At 45.2% G+C, this 14,071-nt stretch carries 10 protein-coding genes; 8 read left to right on the top strand and 2 right to left on the bottom strand.

The features are described from left to right. Positions 1-10: 10 nt before the first annotated feature. From EV213_RS08850 to EV213_RS08830, 5 genes are read left to right on the top strand one after another with little or no spacing between them, the layout of a single operon-like run. Positions 11-1,618 (top strand): hypothetical protein, encoded by a 1,608-nt coding sequence (locus tag EV213_RS08850; protein WP_133580167.1) that lies wholly within the window; start codon positions 11-13, stop codon positions 1,616-1,618. Between the two features lies 1 nt (position 1,619). Continuing rightward, positions 1,620-2,624: an AAA family ATPase gene (locus EV213_RS08845; protein WP_133580166.1), complete on the top strand. Its 1,005-nt coding sequence runs from the start codon at positions 1,620-1,622 to the stop codon at positions 2,622-2,624. Then, entirely contained in the window at positions 2,621-3,490 is an 870-nt protein-coding gene (locus EV213_RS08840) for a DUF58 domain-containing protein (RefSeq protein WP_133580165.1), read from the top strand. The genes EV213_RS08845 and EV213_RS08840 overlap by 4 nt, the downstream gene beginning before the upstream one ends. Before the next feature lie 9 nt (positions 3,491-3,499). After that, positions 3,500-5,308 carry a vWA domain-containing protein gene (locus EV213_RS08835; RefSeq protein WP_133580164.1) on the top strand — a complete coding sequence of 603 codons (1,809 nt, stop codon included), beginning with the start codon at positions 3,500-3,502 and terminating at the stop codon, positions 5,306-5,308. Continuing rightward, on the top strand, positions 5,289-8,042 hold the full coding sequence (locus tag EV213_RS08830; protein ID WP_133580163.1) for a VWA domain-containing protein: 2,754 nt from the start codon (positions 5,289-5,291) through the stop codon (positions 8,040-8,042). Before EV213_RS08835 ends, EV213_RS08830 begins: the two co-directional genes overlap by 20 nt. Before the next feature lie 49 nt (positions 8,043-8,091). On the opposite strand, the gene EV213_RS08825 is transcribed toward EV213_RS08830, so the two are convergent. Together EV213_RS08825 and EV213_RS08820 are read right to left on the bottom strand one after the other, a co-directional pair. Then, on the bottom strand, positions 8,092-9,117 hold the full coding sequence (locus tag EV213_RS08825; RefSeq protein ID WP_133580162.1) for a methyl-accepting chemotaxis protein: 1,026 nt from the start codon (positions 9,115-9,117) through the stop codon (positions 8,092-8,094). A 133-nt stretch (positions 9,118-9,250) separates the two neighbouring features. Further along, positions 9,251-10,135 carry a helix-turn-helix transcriptional regulator gene (locus tag EV213_RS08820; protein ID WP_133580161.1) on the bottom strand — a complete coding sequence of 295 codons (885 nt, stop codon included), beginning with the start codon at positions 10,133-10,135 and terminating at the stop codon, positions 9,251-9,253. Positions 10,136-10,261: 126 nt separating this feature from the next. Between EV213_RS08820 and melA the strand changes: the two genes are divergently transcribed. The 3 genes from melA to EV213_RS08805 all read left to right on the top strand — a co-directional run bounded on the left by melA (position 10,262) and on the right by EV213_RS08805 (position 13,704). Further along, positions 10,262-11,587 (top strand): alpha-glucosidase/alpha-galactosidase, encoded by a 1,326-nt coding sequence (gene melA / locus EV213_RS08815; protein ID WP_133580160.1) that lies wholly within the window; start codon positions 10,262-10,264, stop codon positions 11,585-11,587. Between the two features lie 177 nt (positions 11,588-11,764). Then, positions 11,765-12,607, top strand: a complete 843-nt coding sequence (dat, locus tag EV213_RS08810; protein WP_133580159.1) for a D-amino-acid transaminase — start codon at positions 11,765-11,767, stop codon at positions 12,605-12,607. A 152-nt stretch (positions 12,608-12,759) separates the two neighbouring features. Next, the gene (locus tag EV213_RS08805; protein ID WP_133580158.1) at positions 12,760-13,704 is read left to right on the top strand and encodes an aldo/keto reductase; all 945 of its coding nucleotides are present in this window, start codon (positions 12,760-12,762) and stop codon (positions 13,702-13,704) included. Positions 13,705-14,071: the final 367 nt, after the last annotated feature.

The following is a 14,071-nucleotide window of genomic DNA, read 5'->3' as shown; positions in this document are numbered from 1 at the left end:
AAGGATTCTTATGGACGAAAACATTGCCTATGAAAGACTGTTAGAGCAAATGAAAAAAAGGCTATGGATGCGTCATAATGCTCGTTTTTTCCAATGGCTGCTCGCGATCTGTGCGTGTATGATTTGTCTAATTACACTTGTTGCACGATATATAGAACTACCTTCAATGCTCCTGTTGTGGGGCATTGGAAGTGGTCTCGGCTCAATAGGCATCGCTGTTTTGTGGTGGAAAACAAGGCCAACGAGGCTTTCAGCCGCACAGATGTACGATCGCGAATCGGCCGACGATGCTGTTGTCACCGCCATGCAGTTTGCGGAAGACGATGAATTTATAGCGATTCTTCAGCGAAGAGATGCGGTCAGGCGAATGCAAGACACAAAATCACACGTATTTGCGATTGTAAAGCCGATATGGCACTGGCGACCGCTTGCCTTAGTTGCCGTCTGTGCAATGGTTGTCGGGGCGTCGTTATTTTATCCGAGTCAAATGATGAAAACGGCAGCACAGGCATCAACACATCAAACACTGATGTCAGAGCCGAAAGCGCTTGTCGATCAGCTATTAGAAGAAGAAAAACAAGATGAATTGATGGAAAAGCTACAGCAATTAAAAGAAGCAATGAAGGAAGCCAAAACGGCTCAGGAGCTTCAAAAGCAGCTTGAAGAATCTGCAGCAGAAATGGCGTCTATTCAAGCAGACAAACAGCCTGAACAACAAGAACTGAAAGAGATGCAGGACAAGCTTGAAGAAGCGGGTTTAAAGTCTCTCGCGGAGGCGTTATCTGAACAAGATAAACAGCGGGTTGAACAGGCAATGAAAGAGCTCCAGCAGCAATTCGAATCATTAACGCAAGAGCAGAAGCAAATGCTTGCCAATATGGCGCAAGGGCCTCAAGAAAACAAAGAGGAAATGTTATCTGCCTTGGAAAAACAGCTTATGGAAGCCCTGCAAGCAGGACAGCTCGCACAACAGTCAGCGCAGTTGCAGCAACAGCTTCAACAAGCGGCTTCCTCACTATCTGCCGCGATGGCTCAAGCAGGCCTGCCATCTTCACCATCCGCTGGCACATTGTCAGGCAATGCCGCACAGGGGGACTCTTCGAACGGACAGTCAACAGGAGATTCCTCTGCATCAGGGGGGGACAATAGCTCCTCCTCACAGTCAGATGGTACGTCAGAAAGCACTGCACAAGGCCAGGGGGCATCTTCTAACCAAGGGCAAACGGGCGCTGCCAATGGTGAAGGCAATGGTAGTGGGAATGGCAACGGTAACGGCGGGAGCGGCTCTAATGGAGGCGGACGTTCAGAAACGAGCGGCAATGGTGGTCTTTATGGAGGCACGGGCATTGGAGATCGCGACCGTTTAACATTCCCAGAAAGAATATCTGGTGAAGAAACGACGTACACAGATTCGGGACGCCTTGGAGACGGGGCTTCTGAAAAGGAAACAGTAGCTGATGCGCCTAGCCAGCGAGGTCACGTTCAATCGTACGAAGAAGCCTATGGGGCGTATGAACAGCATTATATCGAAAGTGTTGACCGTCAGCAGCTTCCACCAAAGCTCGAGACGGCTGTGAAAAATTATTTCTTAGACATTCAGCCAGAAGGAGGAAATTGACATGGCATTAGAGGAACAGTCACAGGCTTTTCAAGCAGCAAGAGAAGAGGCTGAAGCAAGCAAGCGTGCTGTGCAATCGTTTATCGTCGGCCAAGACGCTGCCATCGATCAGTTGTTTTGGTCGATTCTTGCTGAAGGACATGTGCTATTAGAAGGTCTTCCAGGTATGGGGAAAACAATGCTCGTGCGAACCGTAGCAGACATTATGCGTCTCCGTTTTTCAAGGATCCAATTTACCCCAGACCTCATGCCTTCGGATATTACGGGAACGACAATGGTGCAGCAGTCAGCAGAAGGGAAACAATCATTTTCCTTTCATCATGGTCCTATTTTCTCTAATATTGTTCTCGCTGATGAAATCAATCGCGCGACCCCAAAAACACAAAGTGCTTTGCTTGAAGCAATGGCAGAAAAAACGGTCACCGTGATGGGCGAAACAAATACGCTCCCAGCGCCGTTTTTTGTGCTCGCGACGCAAAACCCAATTGACCTGGAGGGCACTTATCCATTGCCGGAAGCTCAGGTCGACCGATTTTTGTGTAAAGTGCTCATGCCTTATCCAAGCAAAGAAGATCTGAAGGAGATCGTGAAGCGTACGGTATTGCAGGAGCACGAACCCTTCACGCCATTAATGGAAGCTGAGCAACTTTTGGAGATTCAACAAATGGTGAAAAAAGTTCTCGTCTCTGACGACGTCCTGGATTTCGCCGTGCAATGTATCCTCTGTACACATCACGATGAGGAAAAAGCGCCGCCGCTCATTCGACAGTACGTTCGCTTTGGCGCCGGTCCACGAGGATTGCAAGGCATGCTTCGACTGGCAAAAGCAAGAGCGTTTATGGAAGGTCGCTACCATGTATCTAAAAATGACATCATTGCAGTGATCAAGCCAGTACTACGCCATCGGCTCTTTTTAAACTTTGAAGGGGAAGCAAGCGGAATGTCGATTGATCATCTTCTTGATGAGGTCATTGATGCTGTTGCAGAAAAAGGACGAGTCCGATGACGAACGAGCAGGTGGCCATTTCGTCATCCTTCCGTTCACAGTTGAGGAGACGTATGCTTCAGGCACGTCTCACAAGCTCCGGTCTGCATAAAGGGCAGCGTCGAGCCAGAACCTTTGGGCACTCCTTGGATTTTTCAGATTATCGAGCTTATCATCCAGGGGATGATGTTAGGCAAATGGATTGGAATGTGTATGCGCGCACGCAGAAATATTATATTAAACGATTTCTTGATGAGCAGGAGCTATCTGTTCACTTGATTTTAGATTGCAGTCAATCGATGGCTTTTGATCAACAGAAGTGGCACCGAATGAAAGAAATTACGGCAGCATTAGGGTTTATGAGCCTTGCGGCGGAAGACCGGCTAAGTGTATCGCCACTCCCGAATTCCATGAGTCCTTTTCGTTCCAAAAAAGGGACGAGCCATGTACAGCAGCTGTTTCAGTATGTGCAAAGAATTCAGTCGTTTGAGGGAACGTTTGCAGACCAGCTTATGCACATGAAACCAACGGCAGGACTTTGCATTGTGATCAGTGATTTTCTTGAACCGTTAGATGTTCTGCAGCCTGCATTGAAAATGCTACGCCGGAGGTCAAGCGTCCGTCTCGTACAGATGTTGTCCGAGGAGGAGCTACAGCCAAGCTTTTTAGGAGATCTTCAGCTTATCGATACAGAGTCTGGCAAAGGATTGAATGTGAGCGCTAGGTCTGGGATTTTGAAGGCCTATAAGGAACGGTTGGCCGACCATACGGAGAGCTTAAACAGCTATTGCTTACGTTTAGGGATGGAACTAATTCAAGTTAGTGCGGCACAGTCCTCAGAGGACATTGTATTGAAGGAAATGACGAAAAAAGGCTGGGTGAAATGAGGAATTAATATGCGTTTTACAACACCATGGTTTTTTGCCTTAAGCATTTGTCTTGTGATTGTCGTGCTCTTCTATTTGTTTCGCAAACAGTTTGAACCCTATGTGACGTCAAGCAACCTTCTTTGGGAACAAGTTATGCAAGAGTACCAAGCAACTAAATGGCATAAAAAGCTACAACGGCAGTTGCTTTTGCTTCTTCAGCTCCTCATTCTTGCCCTCCTAATGCTCGCAATGGCAGATCCATTCATTAAACAACAAGGCATTGCAGGGGAGCAAGCCATTGTTGTGCTGGATACCTCGGCATCGATGTCGGCAGAAGTGAATGACAAAACAGCTTTTGCGCAGTCACAGGAAGCGCTTTTAAAGTTTGTCGAAAAACGCCGCCATGACCAAGGTGTAACGGTGATCACAATGGGACAAAAACCAACCATTGTCCTTCAGGATGAAACCAATACTCGAAAAATTGAATCAACTGTGAACAACCTACGCATCGATTATTCTCGTCCATCCGTTGATAGCGCCCTTCAATTAGCGAGTGCGCTAGCGTCAACCTCGTCCTCCACAGTCCATGTGTATAGTGATGCGTTGACAGAAGAGACGCTAGGGGACGGCTGGGAGGTTCCAATTGCCGTTCATAATATTGAGCGAACGACTGTGGAAAATGTGTACGTTTCATCTTTCGGTGTTCGCGCAACAACGGACAATGACAGGGCAACAGGTCTTGTTGAAGTGAAGCAATCCATACAAGGAGAATCGAACATAGAGTTGCAGGTGTGGGCAGGCAATGACCTTATATATGAAAAGACACATTCGTTCTCAGGAGTGGACCCGCTGTACATAGAGATAGACAATGTTCCATCTGCAAATGTTTACAAGGCTGTCGTCTCATCACAAAATGATGCAGTGTCTGCTGATAATACGCGGTATGCTTTTTCCAGTGAGTCGGTGTCCGCTCCTATTTATGCAGTTGGTGAAGTTAATCCTTTTGTAGCGAAGGTCTATCAGCAATTAGGGCATGAAGTCGTTTTTGCTAAATCAGTCGCACAATTGGATCCTGATAGAACCGCTGGGTTGACAGTCGTGGCAAATCTGCCACCTGATGACTGGCCGACAGGACCGAAACTCATTCTCTCACCAACGAAAGGCGGGCCTTTCCAAGTGGAGGAGGCTGTCGTGATCGCAGTTGACATCCAACAGAACGCATCAGATGAATTAATGACCTATGTGGACCTGAACGACCTGTTTATTTCGAAAGCAAACCCTACAACGACATCACTTGAACCAGTCGTATCAAGCGGCGATGTTCCTTTAATTCAATCAGGTCATTACAATGGCGATCCAGTTGTGCTGCTCAATTTTGCGATTGAGGACAGTGACTGGCCGTTGCGCTCAAGCTTTCCTGTTTTCTTTTACAATGCGCTTCAGCACCTCACCTCAAAAAATGAACATCTCGGCTATCTCTACCCAGGAGAATTGCTTGAGTTGCCTGTTCTTGAAGAAAATGAAGCGTATGTGTTCAATGAGGACAATGATATTATCCAAAATGTCACCGGAGAAATTGAGACAACAACACCTGTATTGCCAGGACTTTATCATATTCAGTCCCAAGGCCAACCGATATACTTTACCGTTCAGATGCCTGTTGAAGAAAGCGAACTTGAAATAGCTCCCTCATTTAACCGAGGGGAAGGCAGTGATCCTTCGATGGCAGTTGCCGAGATGATTGATGATTATATTTGGGTATGGTTCATCGTCATAGCTCTCGTCATCGTCATCATAGAGGGGGAGGTGTACCGTCGTGGAATTCGCGTTTCTTAATCCATTCGCCCTTCTATTGCTGCTTCCATGCATCGCATGGCTTTGGTTTTTTCTACGTTCGTTAAAGGCATTGCCAAGCTACGATCGCTGGACTATTTTTAGTTTGCGAACAATGATCGTCCTTCTTTTAGTCGCAGCCATTGCACAGCCAGAGCAGCGTCTGACTAAGGATGAAGAGAATGTCATCTTTGTCATTGATCAATCTGCATCAGTTGAAAATCAGGGAAATAAAATGCTCAAGGACATTTCAGAGATTGTGGAAGTGAAAAATGAAAATGATCAATATGGGATTGTGTCTCTTGGGCAAGAAGCTGTTGTCGAAAGGTCGCTGCAAAACAATTTATCGTTTGGCTCTGACTTATCTCAAGTGAAGCAAGATGTGACAAATCTTAGTGAGGGGATCCAGCTAGCATCAGGGCTGCTAACGAATCAAGGCGGAGGAAGGATCGTCATGCTCACAGATGGCAATGAAACAGCTGGGGATGCTGTAGACGCCGCATCAATCGCTCAGCAGCAAAACATTACTATCGACGTCATGACGTATGCTCCGATGACTGGTCCAGATGCTTCAATCGCTCTCTTTGAAACGCCTGCTACTGTCTATCAGGGAGAATTGGCAAACCTACAAGTAACTGTCGATAGTACTATCTCTGGAGAAGCCTCATTACGCATCCTAAAAAACAACAATGTGATTGCAAATGAAACGGTCGCATTAGATGAAGGGGCAAATGCTTTTCAATTTTCAGCACTCACTGAAACGGCAGGAACCGATGTGTACAAGGCAGAAATTCAGCTGCCTCAGGACAACGTCGCAGAAAATAATGTGGCTTATGGTGTGTCGACGGTTGAAGGACCACCTAGAGTTCTTATTGTGGAAGGAGAACCCGGTAACGCAGTCAATGTCAGCAGTGCCTTACAACCAATAAATATGGGCGTTGATGTAATTGCAAGTTCTCAATTTCCAATGACGCTTACAAGCCTCCTGGATTATGATGCTCTACTAATGGCAAATGTGCCAGGCTCCTCACTCTCTCAGGAGCAAATGGAAATGGTAGAGACAGCGGTCAAAGAGTTTGGCATGGGGTTTATCATGACGGGAGGAGATCAAAGTTTTGGTCTAGGGGGGTACTTTAATACACCAATCGAAAAAGTGTTGCCTGTATCGATGTCCCTCTCAGGAGAGAAGGAAATACCATCTCTCGGCATTGTTTACGTTCTTGACCGTTCTGGAAGTATGAGCGGCTACAAGCTTTCAATTGCGAAGGAAGCTGTTGCAAGATCGATTGAAATGGTGAGAGAAAAGGATGCCGTTGGGCTAATTGCCTTTGATAGTGCACCATGGGAAGTGTTACCGCTGCAAACGCTGGAGGATAAAGAGGAGGCCATTAACCAAGTTGGTACCCTAACATCAGGTGGTGGAACCGACATTATGCCAGGGCTACGTATGGCGTATGACAGACTTAGGGCGCTTGACGTGCAACGCAAGCATATCGTGTTATTAACTGACGGGCATTCATCGTCCAACGCCGCCTACAACAGCCTTCTATCAGATGGGCTAGACAACAATATTACGCTTTCTTCGGTGGCGATTGGGGACTCAGCTGATCGCAGACTACTAGAAGGGCTTGCTGAGATTGGTGAGGGACGTTTTTACAATGTCCTTGATGTCAGTACGATTCCAACCATTCTTTCAAGAGAGACGGCGTTAACGACGAGAACCTATATTGTTGATGATCCCTTTTATCCCACGTTTCGCTCCACTGGCGCCTATTCAAATTGGTTTTCAAATGGTGCTCCGCAAATGAATGCCTACATTGCGACAACGGCGAAAGGTAGAGCGTCAGTCATCCTAGAAAGTGCAAAGGCGGATCCTATCCTTGCTCAATGGTCCTATGGGTTAGGTGAAACGGTCGCTTGGACATCCGACCTTAGCGGAGAATGGTCAGGAGGGTGGCCGACGTGGTCGAATTGGCAGCCTTTTTGGGGAGATATCATTACGTCAACCTTTCGGAGTAACTCGACAGACCCTTATTATACACAGGTCAATCGGATCGCTGATGAAGCGAAGGTAACTGTCACATCTGAAAGCAATACGACGACACCACTTGTTTCGCAGGTCGTGTCTGAAGAAGGTGACATTGTCGAAACAACAACGAGAGTGACTGGTCCTGGAAGTTATGAAATCCGTTTTCCATCGCAAGCAGGTGTGTATTATCTACAGTTGTTTGAAGAAGGAGCCGAAGGAAAAGAACTGGTTTTTCAAAAAGGCATTACCGTTCCTTTTTCCGAGGAATTTGACTTACGAACTGAGAATAAACAACTGGCACAACGAGTGGCAAACGCAGGTGGTGGACAAGTCATTGAGAGTTTGAAGGACGTCTTTGCTCCTATGGAAAATCCCCCTCAGCAGGCAACAGAGGTAGGGCGTTGGCTCATATTGCTCGTCTTTTTCCTCTTTTTTATGGAAATCGCTCTTAGGAGGTTTGGGTTTCCGGTTAGACTGGCAAGCACAATGCAAGCTTCTTTTGCGACGAAGAAGGATACTGAATCTCGTTCTCCTCAAAAGGGAAGGGTACCAAACATAAGAGAAAAATCAGCGCAAGTTGCACAAAATAAAAACAATAAATCTACGAAAACAAAAGGAGGTAAGACAGTAGAAGAGTCGGGAGAACGAACGGATAAAGACGATCGAATGAAGCGTTTATTGGATGCCAAAAAGCGTCGTCAGCGATGATAGAAAAAGCGCCTAGGAGTCGGCTCCTAGGCGCTTTTGTCGTAATTGACTACTCTTTAGAAGCTGCTGCTTCAGCCTGACTTGTTTTCTCATTCATTGAAACGACTTTCTCCTCTTCCTTTTGCGGAGATGCTGCTGGTTTAATTGCGAGTAATTCCTCAGCCAGCTTTTGCTGGAGCTCATCAGAAGAGGTGAGCACTTCGATCATGGCGTGGTTTGTATGGTCAAACACTTCAGAGGTCGAATTGATTTCGGTAAGCACTTCTTCACTAAAAGCTTTCTGTTCTTGGATTGATGCGAGAACTTGAGATACATCCCCCTTGGTACGATCGATTGAAGCCTGCACCTGATCAATGATGTTGGTCACTTCTTCAGACAAGCTCATGCCACTTTGAATGATTTCAAGGTTGTTTTCAGCATCATTTAAGGCATCTTCAATCTCTTGTTGAATTCGTTTTGTAAGCTCGTCAATGTTTTTCGTGCTATGAGACGTGCTTTCAGCCAGCTTACGCACCTCATCAGCAACAACCGCGAAGCCTCTACCGTGCTCCCCAGCACGGGCTGCTTCGATGGAAGCGTTCAGTGCGAGTAGGTTGGTTTGCTCGGCTATATCATGAATGACTTTTACAATGTTTTCAATCTCTTTTGAACGAACGCCCAATTGCGTCATGCTTTCCGACGTCTGCTTAGACTGATCGACAAGCTGATTCATTAACGTTTGCACTTGGGATACAGAGGTTTTTCCCTCTTTTGAGATCTCATCCATTTTTTCGGTTGAAGAAAGCAATGCCTTGCTTTTTGTCAGCATTTGATTGGTATTGTCATTGGACTGGCTCGTTATTTCCTTCACATTTTCAAATCGTGATTTAATTTGCGAAATCAATTGGTCGACTTGACCGTGTTGGGAATGTGTTTGCTGGTGTTGCTCAATGGTTTCTGTAATGTCTACGTATAGTTGATCTAACAATTTGTTTGATTGTTTTTTTTGTTTCTCCTGTTCAGCTAAGACGCGTTGATGCTCTTGAAGAAGGCTTTCATATTGTAGGCTACTTCCGCTGTTTTTACGTTTAAACACGTGCTACCACTCCCTTAGATTAGATACCTACAATCTATATCGTCAAAAAGTATCGACTCCTTTAGTCGTAGGTAAAAAATCATGAGAGAACATCATAATGCAGCGTTATTTTGTGTTAAAAACAGTGTCGTCGTTAATCCATAATCATCACATCAACAGGTCGATATTGATCCTGCTTACGAAATTCGCCAGCACTCATCCCAACCGTCTTTCGAAACACTTTATGAAAATAATTAGGCTCACTATAGCCACATTGAGAGGCAATCTCTTTAATTGAGGCTGTACTTGATGATAATAAAACCATTGCTCTTTCCATCCGTACCTTCGTCATGTATTGAACTGGCGTCATATGCATCGTTCGCTTGAATAAACGTGTGAAATGGTAGCGAGAAAGCTGTGAAACTCGTACGAGGTCATCAATCGAAAGGTCTCTATCATATTGCTCTTGCACGAGAACTGTGGCTTTTACGACGGCAGCTGGCCAATCAGATGAAGAACTTCCAAGAGAGTGGACGTAACGATTGAGCTCCATCGCAAACTGGTAGGCAAGGGAAGAAGCAAAATAGGAATCTTGAATTAGGTTCTCAGAAGCTAGCTTCCAGATGGATATCAGCTTTTGAATAGGCATAGAATCTGAGTGCAATGTTAGAACAGGGCCAAATGATTTTAAGATCTCCTGATGATAATGAAGCAGCTCATCCCCTTGGAGTGTGAGATAGATAAACTCCCATGAATCACTATTTTCAGGAAGATAATACGTATGATCACTTGGGAAATGAATGTAAAATGCCTGCCCGGCCTTTAATGTGTATTTCTTTCCTTCATGAATCATCTCACCGCGGCCAGAAAGCGTATATTGAAAGGCCGCACGCTTGCTCTCTTTCCGTTGGATGCCATCAAGATAGTAGGCTTGACTCGTCTGTTTTTCCCATCCCACAGACGTTATGTTTGCAAACGAGCTAGAACGCTTTTCTTTGAAATGAAAACCGAATGTGCGATTGATGTGATTAGTAAGCAATTTTTTACCCTCTCTGTATTGAGATTTACCCTTGTGATAGCGCTATCTTTTTACTAAGCTTAGTATAATGAACGCATTTGAACAAGAGTGTGCACCACAAAAAGATACAATAAGGAGGGCATAATAATGCCAAAAATTACGTATTTAGGCGCTGGAAGTACGGTTTTTGCGAAAAATGTGTTAGGAGACTGCATGCAAACGCCTGCTCTGGCCGAAGCTGAATTTGCGTTGTTTGATATTGACTTGGAAAGGCTTAAGGATTCTGAACAAATGCTTCTTAACTTAGCAGCTTCCACAGAGAATACAAAAGTAACGATCAAAGCCTATACAGATCGTAAAGAAGCATTGCGCGGTGCATCCTATGTCATTAATTCGATTCAAGTAGGCGGGTACGATCCGTGTACCATTACAGATTTTGAAGTGCCTAAAAAATACGGCTTGCGACAAACCATCGCGGATACTCTTGGTATTGGGGGACTCTTTCGCTCGTTAAGAACCATTCCTGTTATGCTTGATTTTGCCCAAGAAATGCAGGAAGTGTGTCCGGATGCTTGGTTTTTAAACTATACAAACCCAATGGCTGCTCTGACCGGAGCCATGATTCGTCATGGTGGCATCAAAACGGTTGGTCTTTGCCACTCCGTACAAGGCTGTGCAACGGGCTTGCTACGTGATTTAGGTATTGAAAATAAGAACATTAAGCATTCAATTGCAGGGATAAATCACATGGCTTGGCTGCTAGACATAACGAAGGATGGCGAGGACCTTTACCCAGAAATAAAACGTCGTGCCATAGAAAAAAATGCGTCTGAAAAGCATGGGGACATGGTTCGTTATGAAATGATGCATCGCTTTGGGTTTTACGTCACCGAATCATCTGAGCATAATGCGGAATACTTGCCGTATTTCATTAAAAGCAATTACCCTGAGCTTATCGAGCGCTTTAACATTCCGCTTGACGAGTATCCAAGACGTTGCGTAAATCAAATTGCCGGCTGGGAAAAAATGCGTGAGGAAATGGTCAATAACAAAGCACTGGAGCACAAGCGCACACACGAATATGCATCGTACATCTTGGAGGCGATGGAAACCGATGTGCCATTTAAAATTGGTGGCAACGTATTAAACCAAGGGGGGTTAATTTCGAATCTTCCTGAAAAGGCCGTCGTTGAAGTTCCATGTCTCGTCGATAAAAACGGCGTTCAGCCTACCTATGTTGGTGAATTGCCAGAACAGCTGGCAGCGCTAAATCGTACGAATATCAACACCCAGCTTCTCACAATTGAGGCAGCCATCAGCGGCAGCAAGGATACACTTTATCAAGCAGCGTTTCTTGATCCACATACATCTGCTGAGCTCTCGCTAGATGATATCGTTTCACTGTGTGATGACTTAATCGAGGCCCATGGCGCATGGCTTCCACAGTTTCATGGCAAACAAGTCTCTGTTTAATGGGTTGATGAACGTCCATCAGTGAGTCACGTTTCGAAGTACAAAGTTTTGAAAGGAGCGGAGTTGCCACAAAGGCAATGAGCACCGGACAAGGCAAAGCAACAAAGAAAGCGAGCGTTTCTCATCAGCCTGAGTTTATATGATAAAGTAGAAAGAAACCCCTCAGGAGGGATGACAATGCGTAATTCACTTATCTATGTCAATGGGACATTTACTGAACAACCAACAATTGATGTCGAAGAACGTGGATTTCAATTTGGTGATGGCATTTATGAAGTTGTGGCTGTGAAAGCGGGACGTTTGCTTTTCACTCGAGATCATTTCAATCGTTTGGAGAACTCCTGTGCAGCATTGAGAATTCAGCATGGGTTTACGTATCAAACCTTCGAAAAAGCGATGAACGAACTCGTGGAAAAAACACATTGTGAGAACGGCATGGTATATATTCAGGTGACGCGAGGGACAGCATCGCGAAATCATGCATTTCCATCGCCAACCACGGTTGGTTGTTGCTACGCTTACACGATGTCTAATGCCTCCTCGGCACATGCATTGCAGGAAGGAAAAGCGATCACTTTAGCTGATATTCGGTGGCTCCGGTGTGATATCAAGTCCTTAAATTTGCTAGGCAGCGTGCTTGCTAAACAGGAGGCGTCCGAAAGCGGGGCAGATGAGGCGATTTTGCATCGTGAGGGGATTGTCACTGAGGGCAGCTCGACCAACGTGTTTGTCGTGAACGATGGCATCCTTTATACCCATCCAGCGAACCACCTCATTTTAAACGGAATCACAAGGCAGTATGTTATTAAACTGGCGAAAGAGGCTGGACATCAAGTTGTTGAGGAGCCATTTTCAATACAATTTTTAGAGCAAGCAGACGAAGTATTTATCACTTCAACAACACAGCGGATTCGTCCAATCACAACATTGAATGCGAAGAAATTGACAGATGCCCCTGGGTCACTGACATCCAAGTTACAACAAGCTCTGCAGGCAACGATTTTAAATGAACTAAACTAATTAATTTAATAAAGTCTATAATAAGTTTCTCTATATGGCAGGAAAAGAACGAAAAGAGTCGAATTTTGTAATCGTACGACCCTTATTTGCAGATCAGCACTGTAAGACAGAGGAATATGTAAAGGCTTACGATAATATACAGAGGTGATAAAATGAGAACGGTACAATTGAACAAAGTAAAAAATCCAGTAACACAGCTTATTATGGGGTCTGATTATTTTCATCCGGATCGTTTAGACGAAGTAAAGGGCATTTTACAAAGTTATTTGGATATTGGTGGAAATACGATTGATACAGCTTTTATTTACGCTGGCGGGGAAAGCGAAAAAGCAATTGGTCTCGCGGTCGAGCAAAATGGATGGAGAGATCGTTTCAATTTATGGACAAAAGGCGCTCATCCAAATCAACAAGGCTCTACGGTGACGAAGCATGATATTGATGAGCAACTAAAGATCAGCTTAGATCGTTTACGTACGGAGTCTGTTGAATTGTATGCCCTTCATAGGGATGATACTTCTGTTCCAGTTGGTGCCATATTGGAATGGTTAAATGAACATGTGGAAGCAGGAAGGATCGGATCGTTTGGAGGATCCAATTGGACGACAGCACGACTTCAAGAAGCGAATCAATATGCTGAAAAGAATGGTCTTCAAGGCTTTTCATTCTCCAGTCCAAACTTGAGCCTGGCGAAAGCAAAAGAACCTTATTGGGCCGATTGCCTTAGTGTAGATAATGATATATTGAATTGGCACAACGAGAGCAAGCTACCTATTTTCTCATGGTCCTCACAGGCTAGAGGGTTCTTCACAGGTCGCTTCACTCGAGATAACTTTGAAAACGAAGACCTTGTCAGAGTATTTTATAACGACGAAAACTGGGAACGCTATGACCGTGCTGAAGCTTTAGCAAAGGATAAAGGGCTCTCCACGATTCAAATTGCACTCGCCTATGTGTTGAATCAGAAGTTCCCAACAGCGGCGATTATTGGACCACAAAATGAAGCAGAAATGAAATCGTGTGGCGAAGGGGCAGGAGTGTCGCTATCAGAGGAAGAAATTCAATGGTTGAATTTGGATTCATCTACGAGACCTAGCTAAAAAACACACATTCTAAATGATATGCATGGAAAAAACTAGGCTGAATGAAAACGTTTGACTTATCTCAGCGCGAAGACTTGGGAGGCGCGGAGTTGCCATAAGGGCAATGAGCACCGGACAAGTCAAAGCAACGAAGAAAGCGAGCGTTTCTCATCCGACGTTTTCAGGCTGAATGAAAACGTTTGATTTTCGAGGCGCGAAGACTTGGGAGGCGCGGAGTTGCCATAAGGGCAATGAGCACCGGACAAGGCAAAGCAACGAAGAAAACGAGCGTTTCTCATCCGACGTTTTCAGGCTGAATGAAAACGTTTGATTTTCGAGGCGCGAAGACTTGGGAGGCGCGGAGTTGCCATAAGGGCAATGAGCA

The sequence above is a fragment of the Aureibacillus halotolerans genome (genome assembly GCF_004363045.1).
Lineage (GTDB): Bacteria > Bacillota > Bacilli > Bacillales > DSM-28697 > Aureibacillus > Aureibacillus halotolerans.
This window is presented reverse-complemented; position numbering and strand designations above follow the sequence as displayed.